This is a genomic window from Chlamydia pecorum E58 (assembly GCF_000204135.1).
Lineage (GTDB): Bacteria > Chlamydiota > Chlamydiia > Chlamydiales > Chlamydiaceae > Chlamydia > Chlamydia pecorum.
On sequence record NC_015408.1, the window covers coordinates 993,097 to 1,017,525 of the forward strand.

A 24,429-nucleotide genomic window follows, 5' to 3' on the forward strand; every position below is an offset into this window, starting at 1 on the left:
AAACATTTACGAATTTTTTTTTGCAAATACTTTTATGAGGCTATCTATAATAACATTTCTTGCATAAGTAAGATTCTCTTCCGTATGTGCAGAAGAAAGAAAGCTCGCCTCTAAAGGAGACGGAGAGAGATACACCCCATCACGAAAAGCCAAACGATAAAATTCTTGAAACGCTAAAAGATCTACACGACGAGCTTCGTCTATATTTTTAGGGATATGCCGAGTGAAGAAAAGAGAAAACATAGATCCTTGTCGAGATAAAGACACAGGGAAGTCTCGAGAAACAATTGCTTCTTCTATAGGCTGATAGAAAAAGGTCTCTATCTCTTTAAGTCGTGAATAAAACCCCTCCTCTTGACACAGCTCCAAAGAACGCTTTCCCGCAGCCATGGATAAAGAGTTCCCAGAAAACGTCCCTGCTTGAAATACCTTCCCTTCAGGCATAAGGTGATCTAGTATCTCCCTAGGTGCAACAATCGCAGCTACAGGAGCTCCTCCTCCTAAAATCTTTCCATAAATAGCAATGTCAGGATGTAGATGAAAGACCTCGCGCGCTCCCCTAAGAGCCAAACGAAATCCCGTTACAACTTCATCCATAATTATTAGGCTTTGATAAAAGCGACATGTCGTAATAACTCCCTCTAGAAATCCAGAAAGAGGAGAAATGACCCCCATATTTGCACATACAGGTTCAAAAATCACTCCAGCAACATACTCTCCTATACAAGCCATTACGCTTTGGAATAATTCCAAGTCATTATAGGGAAGAGCGAGCACCATGGAGGAGCTAAAATCAAGATCTCTTAGGCTATCAAGAGTTTCATGGGAAACCTCTCTTTCATAAAGAAAGGCATCTGCATGGCCATGATACCCCCCAGAAAACTTCAAAATTACCGTCCTCTGTGTAATGCTCCGGGCAAGGCGGACGGCTGTCATAGCTGCTTCTGTCCCTGTAGAGACAAAACGCACTTTGTGTCCCTGCAAACCTAGAGAGTTAAGCAATGCCTTCGCAAAAGAAATCTCCATAAAAGAGGTCAATCCATAAGAAGCCCCTTGAGATGCTGCCATAGAAATGGCAGAAGTGATTTCAGGATGGCCATGGCCATGAATTAAGGCTCCCCAAGAACCACAAAAATCTACAAACTCCCTTCCTTTGCTATCTATAAAGATATCGCATTGTGCAGACACCACAATAGGAGGACAAATCCCTATAGAGCGACAAGCTCGCACTGGAGAATTTACGCCTCCTGGAAACACTTGACAAGCCTCGCTATATGCAACGCTAATATCAGACATTTCTGGTAATGTTGTCACACAAAGCCTCCATACTAAAATTGCGCTTATTCTTAAGGCATCTTAGTTTTAATGGCTAGAAAAAGCTAATTTAACAAGAGATTTTCAGGGACAGTAGCAAGAGAAGCATATCTCCCTCCCAAGTCTCGAAGAACCGAAGACCATAGATTCTCAGGCTCATGGAAAAAGACATAATCTTTGCTTGCACGAGACAAAAGCCATGCGCCCTCTAAAAACTCTCGTTCCAACTGACCTGCCTGCCATCCACTATAGCCAAAACATAGGTTTACAATTGTGCCCTCATCTTCAGAAGCCACATCTTGAAGAAAAGCAAGATCTCCTCCTAGATATACCGAAGGACAGATCTCCATAGTCTGCTCTGGAATCTCTGAACAAGAGTGTAACAACATCATTTGATTTGCTTGTAGCGGCCCCCCCATACAGAAACGCACGTTATCACTAGTAGTCTTCTCAAAAGAAAACACATCTTCAGAGAGTTCCAATCCTAAAGTTTTGTTTAAAATTAACCCGAATGATCCACTTAAGTTATGTTCACATAATAAAATCACACTACGAGAAAACACACCTTGTTCCATGTCCGGAGAAGCAATTAATAAAGACCCCTTCTCTAATAAGGCATAAGGAACTCTAGTCATTAGCGACCGCCTAAGTTTGCGTTTTTAATCTTCATAGGAAGTTACATGATCATAAACCGTCTTTGTACAAAGAATCGGAACTTTATGGGCAACAGCAAGAGGAATACTATCACTAGGACGCGCATCAACATCTGCAACATAGAGGAGATCTCCTTGCTTTTGTTCTAAAAACATCCTCGTATAAAAGATATCCTCTTGGTAGTCATGGATAACGACACGAGAAACACGAATATCAAACCCTGAGCAAACAAAATTCAATACCTCATGGGTACAAGGTCTCTCCTGAGGCATCTCCAAATAAGGAGGCATGGAAGTCATAGAAGTCACAGCAGAAATATCTAGCCCTCGGAAAGCTTTTGCCATAGAAACATGTCCATATATAGCAAATTTCTTTTCCTCCGTACCTAAAATAATTCCTGCATAATGACGAAAGCTTACAACTTTATAAAAATTCACTAGAACTAAAGGAACTTTCTCTAAAAGTTCGTTTTCAAAATTCATGTAGAGCCAGAATGTTTCTTATGAATTCGGCCATGGTTATCACCAAACCACACCTCAATGTCCTCTATAACAAACCCGACATCAATAATACCATGAATTTGTAACAGTTTAAGCAAATCCTCTTCCGGACGAGGATACATTTCCGGGACACGAATGTCATATATATAGTTGCCGTTATCTGTAAGGAAAAACTCTCCAGAGCTTGTGAGACGCCACGCTCCCCTATAACCCAAGCTCTCCATTGCAGAAATTACAGATCTCCTTCCAAACGGCGCAATCTCTACAGGAACCCCAAACTTCCCCAACACCGGAACTTGTTTACTCTCATCTACAAGAATAATACGACGTTTCGCAGACTGAAGAAGGATCTTTTCTCGAAAAATTGCCCCACCCCCCCCCTTAATCATACGCAGTTGAGGGTCAATTTCATCTGCTCCATCCACAACAAGATCTAAAGATAAAAATGTCTCTTCATTCTCCAAGGGAATACCTAGACTCTTGGCAAGCACGTAGGAATCCTGAGAAGAAGCCACAGCATGAATAGAAAGCTCTCGATTCTGGATCTCCCCAGCAAGAGCTCGGATGAACTCTCTAGATGTGGAGCCACTTCCCAAACCCAGAACCATCCCTGAGGAAACCTCAGAAAGAACACTACGCGCCAAATTCTTTTTCGAGAAAAGATAGGGATCCTGTTCCATAATGCTCTTCCTTATAAACTGTAAGCTTCTCACACCAAAACATACATATCTACATTTTTAGGAGCTTACGCCATTAAAACTTTTGTCTCAACGGGATTCCTAAAGGACATAATCCCAACCCAAAGATCCTCAAGAATACCTTCTCTATCTGCGATTTCCCACAAACAAAACTCGGCCAACCAATTGCGAAAAAACCCTCTGTAAATTAGTATGAGCCAAGACTTTTACCCTCTAAAAAAAATGAATGTTGCCGATCTCGTTACATATCTCGACACGCTTCTTTCTAGTAGCACATTTTCTGATTACGGCCCCAATGGCCTACAAGTAGGAAACTCCCATGCTCATGTATCCAAAATCGCAGTGGGAGTAACTGCAGACCTAAACACTATAGAACTCGCAGCAAAGCATAACGCAAATGTGCTTATTGTTCATCATGGGCTATTTTGGAAAGGCATGCCCTATCCCTTAACAGGAGCCCTATATAAACGCATCCAACAACTTTTTCACCACGACATACATCTCCTCGCCTACCACCTTCCTTTAGATGCTCATCCAACCTTAGGAAACAACTGGAAAACAGCTTTAGATCTTCAATGGCAAAATCTAAAACCTTTTGGCTCTTCTCTTCCTTATCTTGGCGTGCAAGGATCTTTTCCTCCCATACCCATAGAAGCATTTATAGACACCCTTTCATACTACTACAAAGCGCCCGTGCTAGGCAAAGCTTTGGGAGGACCTAACACCATCTCTTCTGCAGCGCTGATATCCGGAGGAGCTTATAAAGAGCTCTCCCATGCTGCAAATGAAAATATAGACTGCTTTATCACTGGGAACTTCGATGAACCTGCCTGGTCAACAGCCCTAGAAAATCACATCCATTTCCTTGCTTTCGGACATACAGCAACAGAAAAGGTTGGTCCTAAAGCTCTATGTGAGCACTTACAAAATCACCTTAACATTACAACCACATTTATCAATACCATGAACCCATTTTAGCCCCGATGAACATAAAGATTCTTTCTTGGCTTTTTCTAAAGAATTCCCTTATAGTAACTTTCCTTTTACTACAACGAGCGGATCTTATGGCAATAGAAACACAGCGTAAGCATACTCCACAAAGAAACGAAGTAGCACAAGAAGACTGTTGGGACCTCTCGCCACTTTATGCAAATAGAGACGCATGGAAACAAGATCTTGATCTCTGCTCTTCTAGAAGAGACCGCTCTCCTATCTGGCCAGAGCTCTCCCCTTCTAATTATAATATTGAAAATCCCGACTCTCTACACTCTCTTCTTACACAAATGTTTTCTATAGAGAGAAAGCTAGACAAGCTCTACACATACGCTCATCTCCTGCATGATCAAGATATTACTAATCAAGAGGCCGTAGGAGATCTGAAATCCATTACTTATCTCTACACGCTGTTTTCTGAAGAAATCTCTTGGATTCAACCTAGCCTTATTGCTCTTTCTCAAGAAAAAATTGAAAAAATCTTATCCAGCCCACGCCTTAAAGAATATCGCTTCTACTTAGAAAAAATCTTCCGTTTAGCTCCCCATACAGGGACCCCAAATGAAGAAAAGATTCTAGCTTCCTCCTATGCGGCTTTGGAAACTGCGTATAAAGCATTCTCTGCTCTTAATGACTCTGATATTCCCTTTGGTCACGCTCAAGACTCTCAAGAACAAAGCTATCCTTTATCCCATGCATTAAGTTCTTTATATATGCAATCTCAAGATCGAGAATTGCGACGCACAACCTACCTAGCGCAATGCCAACGCTATCATAACTTCCGTAATACCTTTGCGAATCTTCTTAATGGGAAAGTCCAGGCGCATCTTTTTGCTGCTAAAGCAAAGAATTATGCATCCTGCTTAGATGCAGCTCTTTTTGGCAACAATATCCCTGTATCTGTATATACTAACCTTATCAACGAAACAAAAAAGCATACCCATCTCATTTCACAATACTTTTCTTTGAAAAAACAGGCACTAAAGCTTCAAGATTTTCATTTTTACGATGTCTATGCCCCGATAAGCACAGTAGAGGAAAAGCGATATACATATGAGGAAGGTGTAGATCTAGTCTGCTCCAGCCTCCATCCCTTAGGAAAAGAGTATGTCGAAATTTTACGCAATGGTTTGCTTTCTGAGCGATGGGTGGATAGATACGAAAACCAAAGTAAGCGTTCCGGAGCATATTCTTCAGGGTGCTATGATAGCTTCCCCTACATTCTGTTGAATTACTCAGGAACGATTAGTGATGTTTCGACAATTACACACGAAGCTGGCCACAGCATGCATTCTTATTTTAGTAGAAAAGCTCAGCCCTTCCATGACTCTCAATATCCTATCTTCTTAGCAGAGATTGCTTCCACTTTTAATGAAATGCTTCTTATGGAAGCTCTTCTCAAAGAAGATCAACCTAAAGAAGAGAAGATTTCTACACTTGCAGAGTCTTTAGATAGGATATTCGCCACTCTATTTCGCCAAGTATTTTTTGCTGCTTTCGAACTAGAAATCCACACAGCAGCAGAAAAAGGGATCCCTTTAACAGAAGAATTTCTATCTACAACATATAGGAATCTACAGCATCAATTTTATGGTGAAATCGTCACTTTTGACGAGCTCTCCTCTATTGAGTGGGCAAGGATCCCCCACTTCTACTACAACTTTTACGTATATCAATACGCAACAGGAATTATCGCAGCTTTATGCTTTGCTGAAAAAGTTCTTTCACAAGAAGAAAACGCCTTAGAACTTTATATGACTTTCTTAAAAAGTGGCGGATCCGACTATCCACTAAATATTCTAAAGAAGTCAGGTGTAGATATGACAACTGCAATTCCTATGCAAAAAGCTTTTTCGTTTATTTCTAAACAAATTGCCACTTTAACCCACTTACTGACATTAAGCTAAGCAAGTTTTTAGCACTCTCACCCCAAGAACGCTAAAAACATTGCTAAAAAACGAAGCTTTTGCTATTGTAGCTTCAAAACTTACGAAGTCTCTTAGAACGTAAAACATAAGGAGCTTATAACATGTCAGATCAAGCAACGATTCTCCGAATTCAACCCTTGGGAGACAGAATTCTTGTCAAAAGAGAAGAAGAAGATGCTTCTACTCGAGGCGGTATTATCTTACCAGATACAGCGAAGAAGAAGCAGGATAGAGCAGAAGTCCTCGTTTTAGGAACAGGAAAACGTAACGATGATGGCCAAGTTCTTCCTTTTGAAGTGAAAGTTGGCGACACCATTTTAATGGATAAGTATGCAGGTCAAGAAATTACCATCGATGGCGAAGAATATGTTATTCTACAATCCTCCGAGATTATGGCCATTCTCAAGTAGTAAACCGTTCATCTAAAGAAAAAGTTAAGGAGCACAACGATGGCAGCAAAAAATATTAAATATAACGAAGAAGCCAGAAAAAAAATTCATAAAGGAGTAAAAACCTTAGCAGAAGCTGTAAAAGTCACCTTAGGTCCTAAAGGAAGACATGTAGTTATAGATAAAAGCTTTGGATCTCCTCAAGTTACTAAAGATGGAGTTTCTGTAGCTAAAGAAATTGAGCTCGAAGATAAACATGAAAATATGGGAGCTCAAATGGTTAAAGAAGTTGCTAGCAAAACGGCGGACAAAGCTGGCGATGGAACTACAACCGCAACTGTTCTTGCAGAAGCTATTTACAGTGAAGGCCTCAAAAACGTCACAGCTGGGGCAAACCCTATGGATCTTAAGCGAGGGATCGATAAAGCTGTTAAACTCGTCGTGGACGAATTAAAAAATATTAGCAAGCCAGTACAACATCACAGAGAAATCGCTCAAGTCGCTACGATTTCCGCAAATAATGACTCAGAAATTGGAAATCTTATTGCTGAGGCAATGGAAAAAGTTGGTAAAAACGGGTCTATTACAGTAGAAGAAGCTAAAGGTTTTGAAACTGTACTTGACGTTGTTGAAGGAATGAACTTCAACCGCGGTTATCTTTCTAGTTACTTCTCTACAAATCCTGAAACACAAGAATGTGTATTAGAGGATGCTCATATTCTTATCTACGATAAGAAAATTTCTGGAATTAAAGATTTTCTCCCTGTTTTACAGCAAGTTGCAGAATCAGGTCGTCCTTTGTTAATCATTGCAGAAGATATCGAAGGTGAAGCTCTAGCCACTTTAGTTGTTAATAGAATCCGAGCAGGCTTTAGAGTCTGTGCTGTAAAAGCTCCTGGCTTTGGTGACCGAAGAAAAGCAATGCTCGAAGATATTGCAATTCTTACAGGTGGACAGTTGGTAAGCGAAGAGCTTGGCATGAAGCTTGAAAATACAACATTGGCAATGCTAGGAAAAGCTCGAAAAGTTATCGTAACGAAAGAAGACACTACAATTGTTGAAGGTTTAGGAAACAAAGCAGATCTTGAAGCTCGTTGCGAAAATATTAAAAAGCAAATTGAAGATAGCACTTCAGATTATGATAAAGAAAAACTTCAAGAGCGCTTAGCAAAACTTTCTGGTGGAGTTGCTGTAATTCGCGTTGGTGCTGCTACAGAAATTGAAATGAAAGAGAAAAAAGACCGTGTAGATGATGCTCAACATGCAACGCTTGCTGCTGTTGAAGAGGGAATTCTTCCTGGTGGAGGAACAGCATTGATCCGCTGTATCCCTGCTTTGGAAAACTTCCTTTCTACACTTACAAATGAGGATGAGAAAATCGGTGCTCGTATTATCTTAAAATCCTTATCAGCTCCATTAAAACAAATTGCAGTTAATGCAGGTAAAGAAGGAGCGATCATTTATCAGCAGGTCTTAGAACGCTCTGCGAACGAAGGCTATGATGCTTTAAAAGATACTTATACAGACATGATCGAAGCAGGAATTTTAGATCCTACTAAAGTTACTCGCTCAGCATTGGAAAGTGCAGCGTCTGTTGCAGGACTTCTCTTAACTACAGAGGCATTAATTGCGGATATCCCTGAAGAGAAACACTCTCCAGCAGTTCCTGCAATGCCAGGAGCAGGAATGGATTATTAGTCCTAAAGCATTTAAATCTTGCTTTTACTACAAAGGTCTCTTTTCTTTCTCTTTTGAAGAAAAGAGACCTTTTCGTTTTGAATTATTTCTTCATGTTCTATCGTAGCTATTACATTACTAAACTTCACGTATAGACATGTTTAAACTCATCAAAAACCTATGTTTTATAGGTTGTTGCATTGTCGGTTACTTTTGGCTAAGAAAAGAAAGCCTGGTAGAATCATGGCTATCGACACAACTACATACTCAAGTATCTGTAGGACGTATTTCACTAAAGACTTCGGGAATTAAAATCCGCCATTTATGTATCTATAATCTCCTCTCCTCTGATCGCTTCCCCTATGCAGCAGAAATGGAATATGTCAACATCCGTTTCTCCCTTATTTCCATGCTGCTAGCAAAAAAAGTTGAAATCTCTGATATCTTCGTGCACGGAACAAACTTTACTATATTCCCATATGATGACAACAACCAGACAAACTGGTCCTTACTTTGGAAAAACCTTCTTCCTGTAAAGTCTCTCTCAAAAACAACAGAAGGGATTTCCTCAAAGATAGATAGAACTCCCATACTCATAAAGCGCTGCATCTTCGTAAACACACGTATGCATGGACGCTCGCAAAATAAAGACTTCTCTCCTCTCGCTGTTCCCTCTTTAGAATTCCAAAGCACAAAAACCCTACCTACCCCCTCCATTGCACTCTCCTCTTTACTTTACCTTGCTGTAGAAGAAAGTCTATACCACCTCAGACTACCTGGAGATATTGTGAAGCCACTAGCACAACAATCTCGAGAATACTTTTACTCCACATACCCAGGATTTCAAGACCACATTAAAGAAAAACCACCCTATGTAAAACCTACAGAAGAAATCATGGGATTCATAAGGGACCTCCTCTTTCTCTAATCCCCCCTCCATCAGATGAATCCGACTAAACATCACTCCGAAATATCTTGACTTTTCTTTGATCTTTTTATAGCATTTTTGGCTATAAAGCTGTTCCGGAGTAGCTCAGCGGTAGAGCAGTGGACTGTTAATCCATTGGTCGTTGGTTCGAACCCATCCTCCGGAGTCTTTTTAACTTCTTTTCGGGAATGGCAACATGGTATCACAGATTGCCCCTTCTCCAGTTATTAAAGGTACGAAGGAATGCTGTTTCCAGTACATCAAGGCATTTTCTGAGAAAAAAGTTCTGCTTCCAGTACTCACCTGTAGTATTATATTTGTTTCCATTGTTTCCTGTATTTTATCTTTAACTTCTTTACTGCTCTCACCAATCCTAGTATTTGCCTCTATAGCAACTGTTGGTTTGTGTATTATCTGTGTAATTCTTCTGCTGCTACTTCGAGATAAATTAAAACAGCGCTCTGCAAAAATAGAGCTGCTATCTCAGCCCATTCTTCCTAAAAATACGCCCACGACATCCCTTCAAAGAATTGTCTCTATTGCAAAAGAAGCCGCTTTAATAGCCTCTGAAGTGAAAGAAAAGGAGCAATTGTTCCCAAATATGCAAGAATGGGCAGCAATATTTCTTAAAGATCCAGCTTTTCTATTAAAATGCGCGTTAAATACTTGGGAATATCAAGACACTCCAGAAGGAGGGATTCTTACAAGTCCTAGGGTAGATTTTGATGTGATTCTCACCTTAGATTCTAATGCCGAAATACAACAATTGAAAAATGAGATAGATGACTCCCTAAAAGTAACCTACCTAGAACAAATCTTAGCTACAGGCATTACGAAAGGATATGCAGGGAGCCTCCTAAGAAGAAATGAAGTCGAGGAGTCGTCTACATTAGATCGAGAAGACTTCATGGTGATTTCCTCAAATATGGAAATTCTCGAGCAAGGGAGCACTCAAGAAGAAATTTTATACAAGGTATTTCGAGAAAGTTTCCTTCTTTACTACACAGCACTTTTACAAAATCTAGGGACTTCTCTTCTTGTAATCCAACCTCTTGGAAGAAACAGCACAAATAGCACTGTCCAACATATTGAGTGGTTGGCTTTGTTCGCTGCCCTAGAACAAGCGCAATATAGTAACCATATCCTCTCCCCTAAGGAGTATTGGAAACACTGGGTCGAGAAAAATTGTTACAGCAGCCTCCATGCTCCCTTTAACTTAATAAGAGGACATAGCACAACAGACCTTGCTATAGAAGCTCTAATGCTTTCTAATATGAATATGCATCCTGAATTTCTAAATCTTATACGTAATTACAGCAAGCAAGCGTAAACTTTAAAATAAAAGTCTTAACAAAAGATTCTTACGATAGCAATCAAGCGTCTGCGATTCTTTTTGTAGGATTTCTCTAGCTTTCTTAACATTTTCTTGAGGTTGACTACAGTAATGAGGCAGATACTCAATGTGAGGGCCAGAAAGGACCGCAAGCCCATTGCCAAAACGTCGAGATATGATACTTGCAGGCTGCCCTTCAATATCACTATAGCGAGCTTCTATATAGATTTCTGGATGGGTTTCTGGAGCCATGAAGAAACATCCCCCATTAAATAGGGCCCAGCCATCCCCAAATTCGGAAAATATTTGCTTTGAAGCTCTAACTCCAATAGGACAAGTATAGGAGAAAAGGTTTCCATAGGCAGGCCCCTTAGCCATTCCAGGAAAAAAACCTAAATCGCGGACTCCAGAAAGAACATTGCCGTCAGGCTCTTCAAAGTACAGCTCCTTAGCTCCAAAATATGCCCCTGCGCAGATTCCTAAATATCTGCCGCCGTGACGGACATATTCTGATATACGCGCTGTACCTAAACCATGAAGCTTTTTATGATAGGGCCTATCCGCTCCTCCTGGGAAAATCAAAAGACTCGTAGTTTCTTCCCAAACAGGATCATAAAGGATAAACTGGCCATCAACACGAAGGATCTCTTGTTCTATTCCTAGTGAAGCAAGGCCTTCCTTAAGAAAACGCAATGTATGCCGAAGATAGTATGGAGAGACTCCTGTATCAGAATAAACCAAGATCCGAGTTTGCTTTACTGAGCTCATATCTACAAACAAAAATCAAGAAATATTATAGGAAGCAGGTGATCCACAAAAATCCTTATTATGATAAAATTGTGAAAGCCTTATTCTAAATTAGGTCCAAACGCCATGTTTTCCAGTCAACATCAGGTCTCCTCTACACAAAGCATATCCAAAGGAATCTTCTACGGACTCGTTTCTTGTTTTTATTGGGGCATTGTTTTTGTTATCCCCAACCTTCTTCAAACATTTGGAGAACTAGATATTGTTCTGACACGTTATACCACATTTGGGATTTTTTCTCTGATTACCTGTTTAGCGACAAACCGAAGGATTTTCAGAGAAACTCCTTTGAAAACTTGGTCCGCCATGTTATTATGGTCGTTTCTGATCAACCCCGTCTATTACTTCGGGGTTACTATAGCAATACGCTACGTCGGATCAGCTCTGACGGTAATGATTGTAGGGCTTGCCCCTATAGTTATACTTTGTTTTTCAAATATAAAACAAAAAGAACTCTCCGGAATCCTCCTATTTATCATTAGCTGCATTACCTTTTCTGGGGTTGTCCTTACCCATATCTCAGATCTCCATACTTCCTCAGTTACAGCAACTCCCCTTCAGTACATCTTTGGAGTCGGAGCAGCGCTATTCTCAACAGGGCTCTGGGTAATATACGTTATCTATAATCAAAAGCTTTTGGAAAAAAATCCGAGCCTGTCCCCTGAAAATCTTTGTCACCTTCTGGGGATCACAGCATTGGTTGTATGTTTACCTTTAATTATTATTTTCGATGCGTGCGGAATTACCCATATTAGCACAGTACTAACTTCCTATCCCATGTCTCAGCGTTTTGTTTTTGCTGGGTTATGCGCTACGATGGGAGTATTTTCTTCAGCATTAGCTATTACCTCTTGGAACAAGGTTAGCCGCCATTTGTCTCCATCCTTACTTGGCACGATGCTAATTTTCGAACCCATTTTTGGCTTAATTCTTTCTTATCTTTATGCTCAAAGCTTTCCGAAATTTCTCGAAGGCATAGGAATTACTTTAATGTTAGGGGGGAGTCTCTTGAGTCTTATCCTATTCGGAAAGAAAAAAAGAAATACCCAAGAAGAAACTTCTAAATATTCTCTTGAATAACTCCTAAGAACTAGTGGATTAAAAATTTCATAATTATTACCTTATAAGAACTTTACCTAGTTCTCCTAGGATTCCACTGAAGTCAAATAAAAAAAGTTCTATGGAGAAAATCTACGGCAACATAGAGCGAATCTTAGTTGAAGATCCACAATCTGGGGATCTTACCGCACATGTGAAAATCCCTCATAAGGAAGAGGTTGTTCTTGTTAGAGGGCAACTCCCTCAAGTTTTTCAGCAGCTGGGAACTCTTTTACATCTTTATGGGGAGTGGTGCCAAACACCAAATCTTGGAAAATACTTCCAAATTGAAAAGTATGATCTTCCTAAGCCCTATGAAACTCGGGGAGTATTTAATTACCTGACCTCCAAGCTTATCAAGGGGATCGGTCCAAAACTAGCGACAAAAATCATTGAAACCTTCCAAACGGAAACCCTAAATGTCCTAGACCTCACTCCAGAACGCCTTATTGAAGTCCCCGGAATTAGCAAAGCCCGCGTAGAGAGCCTATGTCAACAACTCCATGAACAAAGAACACTTAGATCTACACTGCTCTTTCTACAGCAATACAATATTGCTATCCACTATGGCGTCAGGATCTTTAAGAAATATCAAGAGAAATCTATAGAAAAGATCTGCGAGGATCCCTTCCTTCTTGCTCGGGAGATCGAAGGAATAGGCTTTAAAACTGCAGACTTTATCGCCATGCGTTTGGGTATTCCTCCAAATTCCCGTAGTCGTTTATGTGCAGGAATACAACACTGCTTAGAAGAACTTCAGGAAGAAGGCCATACCTGCTATCCCATTCAGGCGCTTGCGGAGATTGTTACAAAGCTTCTAAACCAAGATCTCCCAACAAAGCTTATCCATCATGAGGATATCCTTGCACAAATCTCTCAGATGCAAGAAAGCAAGTCTTTATGTGTCCATGAGATTGATGGGATCCTTCATGTATGGACACGCTACCTCTATCTTGCAGAACACACAATTGCTGGGGATTTAAAAAGGATCCTTTATTCTTCAAGAAAGATCCGCCCTATAGATGGAGATAAAGCCATAGCTTGGGTAGAGGAAAACCTTAATCTTAACTTGGCTCTAAAACAAAAAGAAGCTGTTAAGGCGTGTTTTTCAGAGAAGCTCCACATCATCACTGGAGGGCCAGGAACTGGAAAAAGTACTATTACCCAGGCGATCTTAAAAATCTTTGAGCAGGTCACTTATAAGATCATTCTTACAGCTCCTACAGGGAAAGCTACAAAGCGCATGACGGAAATCACACATAAGCACTCTGTGACTATCCACACCCTGCTGCAATATGATTTCAAGACCAAATCCTTCCGCAAGAATAGTGACAACCCTATAGATTGCGATCTTATTATCGTAGATGAATCTGGAATGATGGATACCTATCTTCTCTATCACCTCCTCAAAGCTCTTCCAGATCATGCTATTCTTATTCTCATCGGTGATGTACATCAGCTTCCCAGTATTGGGCCTGGGCATATCCTTAAAGACCTCATTAACTCCCATAAAATTAGCGTCACCGAGCTCAATGAGATTTTCCGTCAGGTGCATAACTCTGGAATTATTATCAATGCCCACAGAGTAAATGAAGGAGAGTTTCCCATGCTCTATTCGGAATCTGGGCGGAAAGATTTTTTATTTTTCCAAAAGGAAGATCCTCAGGAAGCCTTAGAGCATATACTGTTCCTTACCACGCAATTTGTCCCAAAGAAGTACCATATCTATCCTAAGGATATCCAAATTCTCGCTCCGATGAAAAAAGGGATCTTAGGAATCCACAACCTCAACAAAGAGCTTAAGGCTGCGTTAAATCCTCAAAAAACGCACTTTCAAGGGAAGTTGCACTCTTATGCTATTGGGGACAAAGTGATGCAAATCCGCAATAACTATAATAAAGAAGTCTTCAATGGAGATATTGGCTACATCTCAGAGCTCAATTTCAAAGACAGGAGACTTGTCGTGAAAATGGAAGAAAGATATGTCTCCTATTCTTTTACAGAATTGGATGATCTTGTTTTAGCATATGCCACTTCCGTACACAAATACCAAGGAAGCGAAAGTCCCTGTATTATCATCCCTATTCATACTTCACATTTCATGATGCTCTACCGCAATCTCCTTTATACTGCGATCACAAGGGGAAAACAACTCGTCATTCTTGTTGGGACAAAAAAAGCCATTGCGATCGCAACAAAAAACAACAAAGTACAACACCGCTGCACGGGACTTGTCAAAGCATTAAACATCCTAGACACCCCTAAAGACATAGAAGAATATCAAGAGGATCTCGACACAGCATTTTAAAATAAAAAAATTTAGTGTTTTTTGGAGGAAAAGAGAGAAGCTAGCGTTCCCCCCACGACATAGTACATGCTAATCTACTGTTGTAAATAGCAATCTCGGTGAACGTAGTTCAAAATGCTCTTTCGTAAACTCTAAAAACTCATGATTCCATAAACCACAAGCCTGGGAAGAATTCACACTATGAGATTTCAAAGATCGAGGAGAAAGCATCTCCCAAATTTCCGTAGCACTTTTAGGTAAAATAGGGTAGGCAATTAATGCCAAGAGCTTCTGGCAAAAACACGAACAAAACAAAATGGTCTCTACTCGAGAACGAGAGCCCTCTTTCAAGAGCTTCCAAGGAGCCTGATTGTTGAAATAAACATTCCCAAGAGCCGCAAGTTCCATAATTGCAGAACATGCACTGCGCAAGCTATATCTTTCATAGCAAGATTTAGCTTTGTCTACCAAGTCCTGAGCTTCTTTCAGAAACTGCTTATCACCCTCCATAAGATCTGATGGGCACCGTAACTCTACAAACTGGTTTTTCTCAGCAAAAGCCAATACCCGATTAATAAAATTCCCAAACTTCCCTACAAGCTCAGAATTACAACGGGTTTTAAAATCCAAAAAAGTAAACTCACTGTCTGCACTCTCTGGAGCTGTAGCAGCTAAAACATAACGGAGTTGATCTACAGAATAGGAATCTAAAAACGCATCAATATCTACATAGTTCCCCTCAGACTTGCTAAATTGCTCCCCCTCTAATAAATAAAACTCCGAGGACACTATCGCATCAGCCTTTTTGTAAGGGAGATCCTGCCCCATCTCCATTGCGGGAAAGATCACAGCGTGAAAAGGAAGGTTATCCTTACCTATAAACTGTACATATTTCACATCTTCTTCTAACCAAAATCGCTTCCATGCCTCTGGATCCCCCTGAGAAGCAGCCCAATCCATACTTCCGCTAATGTAGCCAATAGGAGCATCAAACCACACATAAAAAACTTTATTAGGGAAATCCTGGACAGAAACTCCCCAAGAAAGATCCCGAGTAATCGCTCTTGGACGTAAATTTTTAATATAGTCTACGACAAACTTACGCACATGCTCACGTAAGTTACACCCCTGAATAAAAGACAAGAGAGGCTCTTTCATTTTCTCCAAGTGAAAGTAAGCATGCTCTGTCTCTTTCAATACCAAAGCTGCTCCAGAAAGCTTAGATTTAGGATAAAGAAGATCTATGGCTTCGTAATCTGCTCCGCATTTCTGACATTCATCTCCTCGTGCTCTATCAAACCCACACTTAGGGCACTCCCCTTCAACATAACGATCTGCAAGAAAACGAGACTCCTCTTCAGAATAGAGCTGTTGGGAAAAACAATTTTCGATAAGCCCATGTTTTTGTAAACACTGATAAAAACTCTGGACAACCCCCTCATGAAAGGTGTTAGTGGTTCTAGAGAAAAAATCTAAGGAGATATTGAGCTTTTCAAAAGTATCTTTGTGCAATTTGTGATACACATCTATATACTCTTGATACCCCATTCCTGCGCGCTCTGCATTTAAGGTAATGGCAATCCCATATTCGTCAGAACCGCAGAGATACAAAACTTCATCTCCTAAAAGACGACAAAATCTTGCATATGCATCTGCAGGTAAATATGCACCTGTAATATGTCCAAAATGCAAGGGACCATTTGCGTATGGCAATGCAGAGGTAATAAGTACACGCATAAAAATTACTTAACGTCACTCCAAGTGTATGCTGAGAGGTCTTTTTTCCTACTAGGCGTTCCTTCTCGAACTTTCTCCATAGAAGCAATTGGCTCTGAAATTACTACTTCTTCAATAAGATCTTCTTGGATACCTTCTCGATCTAACAATGCTAAAGTTTCAATAGCTACATTAGAAGAGCGCACATCTCCTTTAGCGATTTTATTCTTTGCTTGCTTAATCGCATAATTCACAAGACTAAAAGGACTTTCGAAAAGTAAGTTTAACTTCTCATTTGTTAAACGATTTTTATTGGTCATAAATTATTCCTGTGTTCCTCAGCTATAAAAATACTCTTTAAAATCCGATACGCTAGCTCTAAGTGATCATTTACAATGACATAATCAAACTGATTCACCATAGCAAGTTCTTTCGTGCTATGCTCTAGCCGCTCTTTCCTTTGCAGAACCTCTTCGGAACCACGTTTATCCAAGCGGCGTTCTAACTCCTCCTTAGACGGGGGGGCAATAAATATTGACACACTAGGCATTTTTTGGCGAATTGCCATAGCCCCTTGAACATCAATTACTGCAATCGCATGCTTCCCCAAAGCCCAGATTCTTTCTATCTCTAACCTTGTGGTACCGTAATATTCTCCAAATAAAAAGATCCATTCAAGAAAAGCCCCTTTAGCTACAAGCTCTTGAAACTCCTCACTCGAAACAAAAAGATAGTCCTCTCCAGAGACTTCTCCTTTTCGGGGTTTCCTTGTTGTCATCGATAAAGTCTTCTGAAAAGAATATGGAAATTCTTGTTCCAACATTTTTACTAAGGTTGTTTTCCCCGAACCAGCAGGCGCACTGATAGTAAAAAGTTTTGGCGAGTAGGATTTAGAATCTTGAGAAAAAGGATGGAGGAGTTGCGTATTCATTTACTACCACACACGAGCTTTACTGGAGAGAAACTTCTCCGATGACATGGGCTAGCTCCATAACGTCGCAAAGCCTCCATATGAGCCGCTGTTCCATAGCCCTTGTGTTTATCAAAACCATATTCAGGATACTTCTGATGCAGATCTCTCATCAAATCATCTCTATGCTCTTTTGCTAAAATCGAAGCTGCAGCTATAGATGCCGACCTTGCGTCTCCTTTTATAATTTTTTTACAAGGAACCCTATGAGAAAGATGTAACCCATCAACAAGAAGAAAATCAGGAACAAGAGATAAAGAAGCTATCGCTTGATGCATAGCTTCTTTTGTAGCTTCTAAAATATTAATCTCATCTATTCTCTCTACAGAAACTACTCCAATTCCAGAAATCACCTCAGAATCACAAAGCAGAGTCTCCCGAATTAAACCTCTTTGTTTCGGAGTTAGCTGTTTACTATCATTGATTCCTAGAAACACCTTATTCTTAGGCAAGATACACGCTCCAGCAACAACAGGACCGGCTAAAGGCCCTCTTCCAGCTTCATCTACTCCAGCAACTAAAGTAAACCCTTCCTGAGCTAACTCCCGTTCAAAAGCCATCATTAAAAAAACACGCGTCCTTACCATTATCGATAGTCACCATACGTACTAGAAGCTCTAATTACAATCGATTCGAGAACTCAAAAACTCTTTCGTCAAAAATTTACTTTTTCTTTTCAGGACGAGAACCGACTAACTCTTTGACTTTTGCAGCCTTACCAGTTTTTCCTCTTAAGTAAAATAGCCGAGCACGAGCAACCTTACCTCTTTTGACAACTTCAATACTGACAATCTTAGGACTATGAAGTAAGAAATTTTTCTCCATACCTTCGCCATAAGCTACACGATGTAAAGAAACTGTTTCTCCGGCTCCCCCGCCTTTTCTTGCCATAACAGTGCCTTGGAAAACTTGCACCCGCTCTTTACCACCTTCAGAAATCTTCGTTGCCACACGAATCGTATCTCCTACTCTGAAGTCTACAAGATCATTCCTACACTGTTCTTGCTCTAAATCTCTGAGTAAATTTCCCATCAAACCACCTAAATTCACTTATTTTTACTCTATACTTTTACGTAAAGAAAGCTCCCACGTATGCCCGTCCATATCTTGAGCACGAACTATCGAAGCGCTTGCATGCACTTGTTTTTCTATTATGCCCCCTAGAAGCTCCCACTTTTCTAAAATGCGGATAAAGACGCTTTCATTTACAAACTGCAAAGCAAATGTTTTTAGCGGAATTACCTGTTCCCCCACTTCCCGAAGCCATAAAAAAGTCCCTCTAAAATCCGATAAACACATGCTATCACCGTCTGAGAACTTTAAGCCGAAAACTTTCGAATAAAAAGTTTTGGCTCGTTTTAATTTTTCAACTTCAAGAACTATAAAAACTCTCTCTAATCCTTCTCTTTCAGAATACTTTTCTTCCCGCTCCTCAGGAACCCTGCTACGAGTATAAAAGCTACGCATATAAAGATCTAGACGCCTCTGACGCGTCCTTTCCAAACTTACACGCTTTCTCCATAAAGAAATCTCCTTATGGTTTCCTCCTAACAACACTTCGGGCACCTTCTTGCCTTCAAATACCCTTGGCCTAGTGTACTGCGGACCTTTTAATAAACTTTTTTCTAAAGAGTCGCTTTCTGCACTCTCTTGATTCCCTAAAACCCCAGGAATAAACCGACATAGAGAATCAATTAAAACCAAAGCTGCAAGCCCCCCATTAGTTAGAACATAATCTCCTATACTAATTTCTTCATGCACTTCGCTCTCTATGGCTCGCTCATCTATTCCTTCATAGTGTCCACAGAGCAACACCAGGTGCGACTCTTTTGCAAGCTCTCGACTTTTTTCTGCAGTCAACAAAGCACCTTGAGGAGAAAGATATATCACCCTAGAGCACTTCCTTTTTACGCTTCTTATTGCTTGAACTACAGGTTGAGCCATAAGAAGCATCCCACTCTCGCCAAAAGACTCATCGTCTACCTGCTTCCATTTGCCTACTCCAAAATCACGCAAATTACGATTTCGGATAACAAGCAATTCTTTTTCAATAGCCTTGCCTAAAATACTCGTTTGCAAAGGACTATCAAAATACTCTGGGAATAAAGATAGTACGTCAATCTCCATTCCCCACCAGGTTAATTTGCAGAAATGTTTGCTGCTGCTCGTTTTTGTGCGCGTCGCTTACGATATTCTCTGCGCTTCTTACACAAGACAGCTCGTCGATTCGCTTTTTTAGCAAGATATTCGCTATAAACTCCTGGGGCTCCTTGCTTAACCAATGCTTCGACTTTCTCGGTAAGCTCTGCACCTTGTGATAACCAATAAAAAATTCGTTCGCTCTTTAAATGATAGCTTTCATCCTTATGAGGATCGTACCAACCTAAAAGTTCTATATATTTACCATCACGAGGAGACTCGACATCTGCGAGCACCAATCTATATACAACATGATTTCTACATCCCTGCTGTCTTAAACGAATTTTTAACGCCACGGGCTGCCTCCAGACATTTTTTTCTTCATTTGTTCCATTTTTTCTTTAGTCATGCCTTTAAAAAATTTTTTAGATTGTGCCATATGCTTACGAAAACGGTTCACATCGCCCAAGGTTAAGCCACAACCCGAGGCAATCCTTTTCATACGGCTCATATCTAGCTCTACCCTTTCTTCACGTTCTTCTGGCGTCATAGAAAGGATTATCGCTTCAGTATGTTTCATTTGTCGTTCAGACTCTTCGATATCTTGATCGCTAGGCTGAGCCCCATGCATCCTAGGCATCATGCTCATCAATTTTCTCAAAGGGCCAAGACGACGAAATGCTTGAATTTGCTTATAGTAGTCGTTATACGTAAATGTTGCTGTCGTTAACTTTTTCCCTAACTCCTGATCTTCTTCTTCAGAAATACACTGACGTATCTCCTTTACAAGATTGACCGTGTCTCCCATGCCTAAAATGCGATCCGCCATAGAAGCAGGGTTAAACAGACGAAGATCTCGGATGCGCTCACCACAACCTTCGAACTTTATCGGCTTCCCTAGCACACTTTTCATAGAAAGAATGGCCCCAGCTCTAGCATCCCCATCTGTCATTGAAATAATCACGCCCGTAAGATCTAAAAGATCATCAAAGGCTTGAGCTGTAGCTACGGCATCCTGTCCCATAGCAAGATTCATTACAAAAAGCCTCTCCTTAGCCTGAGATACCTTCTGTATAGAGGCAAGCTCACTCATGAGCTCATCATCTAGATGTAAACGCCCTGCAGTATCAATTAAAACAAAATCGTAATTATACGCTTTTGCATACTCTAATGCCTCCCTGGTGATCTCTACGGGATTTCCTCCCTCAGACTGGTATAAATCTGCTTGTGTTTGAGCAATTAGAGTTTTTAATTGATCTACAGCGGCAAAACGCTTTCGATCGCAAGGAACAACCAAAACCTTTTTTGCCTTGCCCTCTTCAATAACATAAGAGGCCAGCTTAGCACATGTCGTTGTTTTTCCTGCTCCTTGTAATCCACAAAGAAGAACTACTGAAGGGTTCCCCTGAATAATCAACTCTTCTTTGTCACTGTTTCCTAAAAGGGTTGTTAACTCCTCGTGCAAACAACGGATAAATTGCTGCCCGGGAGATACATGTTTCCAGACCTTCTCTCCAATAACTTTCTGCTTTACTTTTGCAATAAAGTCTTTTACTACGGGATAGTATACATCAGCGTCTAAAAGCGCCAAACGGACTTCTCGAATAGAGCTTGCTATATTTTCCTCTGTTATTCTCTGAGATGTTGCTAAGGAAGAGAATATCGAAGAAAGCTTTCGCGCTAAAGAACCTATCATTTATCTAGAAAACCATGAACCAGTGATCGAAGATACAGCATCTCAAAAATCCATTTCAAGAAAAAAAAATCTATCCCATCCTGCAAAATCTTGCTGTATCTCCCCAGAAATCCCCTGCCTTAAAAAAATATCTTTTACTTGACTTCCTTGAGTATATCCTATTTCTAACCACCCCACCCCACGAGGTTTTAGAACCTTAGGCAATTCCTGTGCTATGCGCTTATAAAATTCTACTCCCGTAGCGCCTCCAACTAATGCTTGCCAAGGCTCATGACAATGAACCTCTGGATCCGTACGAATAACCTCTTTATAGGAGAGGTAAGGGGGATTACAGACAAACGCGTCTCCTGGAGAAGAATAAGGTTCAAATAAATCTCCTAAATACACCTCTACATCTAAGCGGGTATTCCTAGCATTTTCCTTAGCTACAGCAACAGCTTTTGGGGAAATATCTGAAAGAACAACCTGCACCTGGGGACAGGCATTTTTAATTGCCAACCCTATACAGCCGCTTCCACAACAGACGTCGTATACAACTTGGATCTCAGGATGTGAAGAAATGTACGTAATTACACGCTCTGCAAGAAGCTCTGTTTCCATTCTAGGGATGAGCACCCGAGAATCTATGTTTAAAGAAAGTCCTAAAAAAGAAACGCTTCCATGAAAATACGCTGTAGGACAGCGCTTTTCCCCACGTAACTTTAACCTTTTTTGATACGCCTCTATGATTTTTTCAGAAACATAGGGAACATCACTTAATTGCGAATATGAGGAAAGTCCGAGAAGATCCATAAGAATGGATGCGGCCTCACGCTCACTAAAAGCCACCCCATACTGATGAAGATACTTTGCAGCATCTTTAAGAAGCGCTCGAGTTTCCATTCTCTGATAAAAGCTGGTGATACGCATGGCTAACTAAAGCTGTAGTGATGGGATCTAAATCCCCTTCCATCACTTTATCTAAGCTATATAAAGTTAAGCCTATTCTATGGTCTGTCACACGATTCTGTGAAAAATTATACGTGCGGATTCTTTCTGAGCGATCTCCACTTCCCACTTGTGCGGAGCGCATTGCCGAGGCTTCTTTTTGCCTCTTTTGCATTTCGGCATCACGAATCCGTGCTTTTAAAATCCGCATTGCCTTATCCTTATTCTTATGTTGGCTCCTCTCATCTTGACAAGTTACAACAACACCGGTAGGTAAATGGGTAATTCTCACTGCAGAGTCAGTCACGTTAACATGCTGCCCCCCTGCTCCGGATGCTCGAAATGTATCTATGCGTAGATCCTTCTCATCTATAATAATCTCATCATCCTCTGCAGGCTCCGGTAATATCGCTACAGTAATTGCAGAAGTATGCACCCGGCCTTGGGTCTCAGTTTCAGGAACACGCTGAACCCGATGTGTTCCTGCTTCATATTGCAAAAAACGCTTCACACCAGTTCCAGAAATTCCCATGACATATTCTTTATAACCCTTAAGGTCAGATTCTGAAGACGAAAGCACCTCATACTTCCATCCCTTCGCTGCAGAATACAAATGGTACATCCGCACACAATCACCTACAAAAAGCGCTGCCTCCTCACCTCCCGTTCCAGCCCGTAGTTCCATAATCACATTGAGGTCATCATCAGGGTCTGGTGGCACAAGGAGATTCTCTAAAACCTTTCTTAACCTCTCTGTCTCAGCTTTGCCTTCAACAAGCCCCTCTTCCAACATTGCGATCATTTCAGGGTCTTTTTCCATCGACAACGCTTGCTTATCATCCGCAAGAATTTTTTCCTGCTCTTGAAGTTGCGCATAAGCCTCCTTTAATTCAGAAAGGCGGGCATGCTCCTTGCTTAAAGCCTTATACTCTTCGGGATGGTCAAAAATCTCAGGGCTTGAGAGCCTAACTTCGATTTCTTCAAGACGACTCAAATACTCAGTGAGTTTGGTATCATCAAACATTCTTTCTCAAAGTCTTGGAATAAAAATTACAAATTTCGTGCCCACAAGCCCTTCGTAAATTAAAAAATCGCAACTACATGCTTAACGCAAGCGGGAAGATTTAAAAAAAAAGCTCGCCAAACATATGCTATGACGAACCTTTTACATGATAGAAAAAAGAACTAAACTACTTCTTTTTCTTAGCAGGCTTTTTCTTACCTTTGGCAACTACAATCCCTTCTTCTACAGGCTTAGCAGGAGCTTTCACAGAACTATAGCGTTTTAAGAATTTATCTACACGTCCTTCAGCATCGACTAATTTCTTACTTCCAGTGAAAAATGGATGTGAAGAGGAGGACACACTGACATAACATACAGGGTATTCCACGCCTTCATAAACTTCGACTTTTTCAGTTTGATATGTAGACCCACAAACAAATTTATATCCTGTAGAAGAATCTACAAATAAAACTTGTCTATACTCAGGATGAACTTTCTTTTTCATTTGACAACTCCAAAATCACCGCCCTACTATGAAATAGTATAATAGGCCGTGTTTAAGTAGGAAATTTTACTGAAACAACTTATGAAAAAGCAAGGAAAAACACGATTAGGATTTCTATTTCTAGGACTTCTTTTCTCCCCTATACGCCTCCAAGCAGCATCTCCTACTCATACGATACAACAAAATATTTTTCTTGCCAAAAGTGGGGATTTTATTGTCTTTAGCAGGGGTTCTCAGCGTATTTTTATTTTGGTCAAATCTGCATCTCAAGATTCTGTCTGTTTAGAAATTATTGATTTTCCTACCCTACTCTACTCTGAAAGAAACCTTCCCCAAGAAACCTCATGGAAAACTGCAATTCATCAGCTCAAATCCCCAGCTAAAGTTACTGTGCTCTATCTCTCTAAAAAAAATATCCGAGCTTTTTCCTTGTGTTCGAAAACTTCTCAACTCTCTCCCATTTCAAATGCCCAGGACTTGCCTTTGTTATCAAAATTTTTTACTATTCCTCTGGAGCCTGCTCCCAAACATCTTATTAAGATGAAACAAGATAATCTTCCCTGGACTCCTACAGTTCAGATTGAAGAACAGAAAGTTTCTAAGCCTTTAACAACAAAGGCGCTTCATGGAACTTGGCCAAAAGATCACACTCTTTTATCAGAGACTGACATCTTAATGTACTTCCCCCTCCCCGAAGTGTCTGTTTTCCCTATTTGGATAAGTATACACCTACCTACAAAGGGAACCTCAGTACTACGAGCTTTAAGTGTAGGACATGGAGCAACATCTCCATATCATTACGCTCTTCCTAAAGATCTGGAACTCTCTAAGTAGGGTTTATTTTTCTCTAAATTATAACATCTTTGA

The 24,429-nt window shown here is 40.5% G+C and carries 25 protein-coding genes and 1 tRNA gene; 10 read left to right on the forward strand and 16 right to left on the reverse strand.

The annotated features are described in order from the left end of the window. Positions 1-6: 6 nt before the first annotated feature. The 4 genes from hemL to rpiA all read right to left on the reverse strand — a co-directional run bounded on the left by hemL (position 7) and on the right by rpiA (position 3,148). Positions 7-1,296, reverse strand: coding sequence for a glutamate-1-semialdehyde 2,1-aminomutase (gene hemL / locus G5S_RS04380; RefSeq protein ID WP_013713004.1), 1,290 nt, complete (start codon positions 1,294-1,296; stop codon positions 7-9). An 83-nt stretch (positions 1,297-1,379) separates the two neighbouring features. Beyond that, complete coding sequence (locus G5S_RS04385; RefSeq protein WP_013713005.1) at positions 1,380-1,949, reverse strand: YqgE/AlgH family protein; 570 nt, start codon at positions 1,947-1,949, stop codon at positions 1,380-1,382. A gap of 24 nt (positions 1,950-1,973) precedes the next feature. Continuing rightward, the gene (locus tag G5S_RS04390) at positions 1,974-2,450 is read right to left on the reverse strand and encodes a bifunctional nuclease family protein (RefSeq protein WP_013713006.1); all 477 of its coding nucleotides are present in this window, start codon (positions 2,448-2,450) and stop codon (positions 1,974-1,976) included. Next, positions 2,447-3,148 carry a ribose 5-phosphate isomerase A gene (gene rpiA / locus G5S_RS04395; protein ID WP_013713007.1) on the reverse strand — a complete coding sequence of 234 codons (702 nt, stop codon included), beginning with the start codon at positions 3,146-3,148 and terminating at the stop codon, positions 2,447-2,449. Before rpiA ends, G5S_RS04390 begins: the two co-directional genes overlap by 4 nt. 240 nt (positions 3,149-3,388) lie before the next feature. Between rpiA and G5S_RS04400 the strand changes: the two genes are divergently transcribed. From G5S_RS04400 to G5S_RS04430, 7 genes are all read left to right on the forward strand, one after another. Next, on the forward strand, positions 3,389-4,144 hold the full coding sequence (locus G5S_RS04400; protein WP_013713009.1) for a Nif3-like dinuclear metal center hexameric protein: 756 nt from the start codon (positions 3,389-3,391) through the stop codon (positions 4,142-4,144). Between the two features lie 86 nt (positions 4,145-4,230). Beyond that, positions 4,231-6,066: an oligoendopeptidase F gene (gene pepF, locus G5S_RS04405; protein WP_041467106.1), complete on the forward strand. Its 1,836-nt coding sequence runs from the start codon at positions 4,231-4,233 to the stop codon at positions 6,064-6,066. A 122-nt stretch (positions 6,067-6,188) separates the two neighbouring features. Continuing rightward, the gene (locus tag G5S_RS04410; protein WP_013713012.1) at positions 6,189-6,497 is read left to right on the forward strand and encodes a co-chaperone GroES; all 309 of its coding nucleotides are present in this window, start codon (positions 6,189-6,191) and stop codon (positions 6,495-6,497) included. 39 nt (positions 6,498-6,536) lie between these two features. Then, positions 6,537-8,174: a chaperonin GroEL gene (gene groL / locus G5S_RS04415; protein WP_013713013.1), complete on the forward strand. Its 1,638-nt coding sequence runs from the start codon at positions 6,537-6,539 to the stop codon at positions 8,172-8,174. 136 nt (positions 8,175-8,310) lie between these two features. After that, positions 8,311-9,081: a hypothetical protein gene (locus G5S_RS04420; protein ID WP_013713014.1), complete on the forward strand. Its 771-nt coding sequence runs from the start codon at positions 8,311-8,313 to the stop codon at positions 9,079-9,081. Between the two features lie 94 nt (positions 9,082-9,175). Beyond that, a tRNA-Asn gene (locus G5S_RS04425) sits at positions 9,176-9,247 on the forward strand. Between the two features lie 30 nt (positions 9,248-9,277). Next, positions 9,278-10,411, forward strand: coding sequence for a hypothetical protein (locus tag G5S_RS04430; protein WP_013713015.1), 1,134 nt, complete (start codon positions 9,278-9,280; stop codon positions 10,409-10,411). A 3-nt stretch (positions 10,412-10,414) separates the two neighbouring features. On the opposite strand, the gene G5S_RS04435 is transcribed toward G5S_RS04430, so the two are convergent. Next, positions 10,415-11,182: a BPL-N domain-containing protein gene (locus G5S_RS04435; RefSeq protein WP_013713016.1), complete on the reverse strand. Its 768-nt coding sequence runs from the start codon at positions 11,180-11,182 to the stop codon at positions 10,415-10,417. Positions 11,183-11,287: 105 nt separating this feature from the next. Here G5S_RS04435 and G5S_RS04440 point away from each other — a divergent pair, with 105 nt between their 5' ends. Then, positions 11,288-12,301: a DMT family transporter gene (locus G5S_RS04440; protein ID WP_013713017.1), complete on the forward strand. Its 1,014-nt coding sequence runs from the start codon at positions 11,288-11,290 to the stop codon at positions 12,299-12,301. 100 nt (positions 12,302-12,401) lie between these two features. Beyond that, positions 12,402-14,627 (forward strand): SF1B family DNA helicase RecD2, encoded by a 2,226-nt coding sequence (gene recD2 / locus G5S_RS04445; RefSeq protein WP_013713018.1) that lies wholly within the window; start codon positions 12,402-12,404, stop codon positions 14,625-14,627. A 69-nt stretch (positions 14,628-14,696) separates the two neighbouring features. Here the strand turns inward: recD2 and metG are convergent, their stop codons facing one another. From metG to G5S_RS04500, 11 genes are all read right to left on the reverse strand, one after another. Next, entirely contained in the window at positions 14,697-16,343 is a 1,647-nt protein-coding gene (gene metG, locus G5S_RS04450) for a methionine--tRNA ligase (RefSeq protein ID WP_013713019.1), read from the reverse strand. A gap of 5 nt (positions 16,344-16,348) precedes the next feature. Next, positions 16,349-16,642 (reverse strand): hypothetical protein, encoded by a 294-nt coding sequence (locus G5S_RS04455; protein WP_013713021.1) that lies wholly within the window; start codon positions 16,640-16,642, stop codon positions 16,349-16,351. After that, the gene (gene gmk, locus G5S_RS04460; protein WP_013713022.1) at positions 16,639-17,253 is read right to left on the reverse strand and encodes a guanylate kinase; all 615 of its coding nucleotides are present in this window, start codon (positions 17,251-17,253) and stop codon (positions 16,639-16,641) included. The genes G5S_RS04455 and gmk overlap by 4 nt, the downstream gene beginning before the upstream one ends. Beyond that, positions 17,250-17,855 carry a ribonuclease HII gene (locus G5S_RS04465; RefSeq protein WP_148290073.1) on the reverse strand — a complete coding sequence of 202 codons (606 nt, stop codon included), beginning with the start codon at positions 17,853-17,855 and terminating at the stop codon, positions 17,250-17,252. The genes gmk and G5S_RS04465 overlap by 4 nt, the downstream gene beginning before the upstream one ends. 100 nt (positions 17,856-17,955) lie before the next feature. Then, positions 17,956-18,324 carry a 50S ribosomal protein L19 gene (gene rplS / locus G5S_RS04470; protein WP_013713024.1) on the reverse strand — a complete coding sequence of 123 codons (369 nt, stop codon included), beginning with the start codon at positions 18,322-18,324 and terminating at the stop codon, positions 17,956-17,958. A 24-nt stretch (positions 18,325-18,348) separates the two neighbouring features. Next, positions 18,349-19,419, reverse strand: a complete 1,071-nt coding sequence (trmD, locus tag G5S_RS04475) for a tRNA (guanosine(37)-N1)-methyltransferase TrmD (RefSeq protein WP_013713025.1) — start codon at positions 19,417-19,419, stop codon at positions 18,349-18,351. Positions 19,420-19,430: 11 nt separating this feature from the next. Continuing rightward, a complete protein-coding gene (locus G5S_RS04480) occupies positions 19,431-19,787 on the reverse strand; it encodes a 30S ribosomal protein S16 (RefSeq protein ID WP_013713026.1) in 357 nt (118 codons plus the stop codon). Beyond that, positions 19,778-21,127, reverse strand: a complete 1,350-nt coding sequence (gene ffh, locus G5S_RS04485) for a signal recognition particle protein (RefSeq protein ID WP_013713027.1) — start codon at positions 21,125-21,127, stop codon at positions 19,778-19,780. Before ffh ends, G5S_RS04480 begins: the two co-directional genes overlap by 10 nt. A 42-nt stretch (positions 21,128-21,169) precedes the next feature. Continuing rightward, positions 21,170-22,009 (reverse strand): peptide chain release factor N(5)-glutamine methyltransferase, encoded by an 840-nt coding sequence (gene prmC / locus G5S_RS04490; RefSeq protein WP_041467047.1) that lies wholly within the window; start codon positions 22,007-22,009, stop codon positions 21,170-21,172. Beyond that, positions 21,987-23,078 carry a peptide chain release factor 1 gene (gene prfA / locus G5S_RS04495; protein ID WP_013713030.1) on the reverse strand — a complete coding sequence of 364 codons (1,092 nt, stop codon included), beginning with the start codon at positions 23,076-23,078 and terminating at the stop codon, positions 21,987-21,989. The genes prmC and prfA overlap by 23 nt, the downstream gene beginning before the upstream one ends. A gap of 166 nt (positions 23,079-23,244) precedes the next feature. Continuing rightward, the gene (locus G5S_RS04500) at positions 23,245-23,562 is read right to left on the reverse strand and encodes a type B 50S ribosomal protein L31 (RefSeq protein ID WP_013713031.1); all 318 of its coding nucleotides are present in this window, start codon (positions 23,560-23,562) and stop codon (positions 23,245-23,247) included. 81 nt (positions 23,563-23,643) lie between these two features. Between G5S_RS04500 and G5S_RS04505 the strand changes: the two genes are divergently transcribed. Further along, a complete protein-coding gene (locus G5S_RS04505; RefSeq protein ID WP_013713032.1) occupies positions 23,644-24,396 on the forward strand; it encodes a hypothetical protein in 753 nt (250 codons plus the stop codon). The last annotated feature ends 33 nt before the right edge of the window (positions 24,397-24,429 follow it).

Coding starts and splice junctions, on each gene's coding strand:
- G5S_RS04505 (WP_013713032.1), top strand. CDS start 23,644: ATGAAAAAGCAAGGAAAAACACGATTAGGATTTCTATTTCTAGGACTT.
- G5S_RS04435 (WP_013713016.1), bottom strand. CDS start 11,182: ATGAGCTCAGTAAAGCAAACTCGGATCTTGGTTTATTCTGATACAGGA.
- G5S_RS04430 (WP_013713015.1), top strand. CDS start 9,278: ATGGTATCACAGATTGCCCCTTCTCCAGTTATTAAAGGTACGAAGGAA.
- recD2 (WP_013713018.1), top strand. CDS start 12,402: ATGGAGAAAATCTACGGCAACATAGAGCGAATCTTAGTTGAAGATCCA.
- G5S_RS04440 (WP_013713017.1), top strand. CDS start 11,288: ATGTTTTCCAGTCAACATCAGGTCTCCTCTACACAAAGCATATCCAAA.
- gmk (WP_013713022.1), bottom strand. CDS start 17,253: ATGAATACGCAACTCCTCCATCCTTTTTCTCAAGATTCTAAATCCTAC.
- rpiA (WP_013713007.1), bottom strand. CDS start 3,148: ATGGAACAGGATCCCTATCTTTTCTCGAAAAAGAATTTGGCGCGTAGT.
- pepF (WP_041467106.1), top strand. CDS start 4,231: ATGGCAATAGAAACACAGCGTAAGCATACTCCACAAAGAAACGAAGTA.
- G5S_RS04500 (WP_013713031.1), bottom strand. CDS start 23,562: ATGAAAAAGAAAGTTCATCCTGAGTATAGACAAGTTTTATTTGTAGAT.
- prmC (WP_041467047.1), bottom strand. CDS start 22,009: ATGGAAACTCGAGCGCTTCTTAAAGATGCTGCAAAGTATCTTCATCAG.
- G5S_RS04420 (WP_013713014.1), top strand. CDS start 8,311: ATGTTTAAACTCATCAAAAACCTATGTTTTATAGGTTGTTGCATTGTC.
- G5S_RS04455 (WP_013713021.1), bottom strand. CDS start 16,642: ATGACCAATAAAAATCGTTTAACAAATGAGAAGTTAAACTTACTTTTC.
- trmD (WP_013713025.1), bottom strand. CDS start 19,419: ATGGAGATTGACGTACTATCTTTATTCCCAGAGTATTTTGATAGTCCT.
- G5S_RS04385 (WP_013713005.1), bottom strand. CDS start 1,949: ATGACTAGAGTTCCTTATGCCTTATTAGAGAAGGGGTCTTTATTAATT.
- ffh (WP_013713027.1), bottom strand. CDS start 21,127: ATGATAGGTTCTTTAGCGCGAAAGCTTTCTTCGATATTCTCTTCCTTA.
- metG (WP_013713019.1), bottom strand. CDS start 16,343: ATGCGTGTACTTATTACCTCTGCATTGCCATACGCAAATGGTCCCTTG.
- G5S_RS04465 (WP_148290073.1), bottom strand. CDS start 17,855: ATGATGGCTTTTGAACGGGAGTTAGCTCAGGAAGGGTTTACTTTAGTT.
- hemL (WP_013713004.1), bottom strand. CDS start 1,296: ATGTCTGATATTAGCGTTGCATATAGCGAGGCTTGTCAAGTGTTTCCA.
- groL (WP_013713013.1), top strand. CDS start 6,537: ATGGCAGCAAAAAATATTAAATATAACGAAGAAGCCAGAAAAAAAATT.
- rplS (WP_013713024.1), bottom strand. CDS start 18,324: ATGGGAAATTTACTCAGAGATTTAGAGCAAGAACAGTGTAGGAATGAT.
- G5S_RS04400 (WP_013713009.1), top strand. CDS start 3,389: ATGAATGTTGCCGATCTCGTTACATATCTCGACACGCTTCTTTCTAGT.
- G5S_RS04410 (WP_013713012.1), top strand. CDS start 6,189: ATGTCAGATCAAGCAACGATTCTCCGAATTCAACCCTTGGGAGACAGA.
- G5S_RS04390 (WP_013713006.1), bottom strand. CDS start 2,450: ATGAATTTTGAAAACGAACTTTTAGAGAAAGTTCCTTTAGTTCTAGTG.
- prfA (WP_013713030.1), bottom strand. CDS start 23,078: ATGTTTGATGATACCAAACTCACTGAGTATTTGAGTCGTCTTGAAGAA.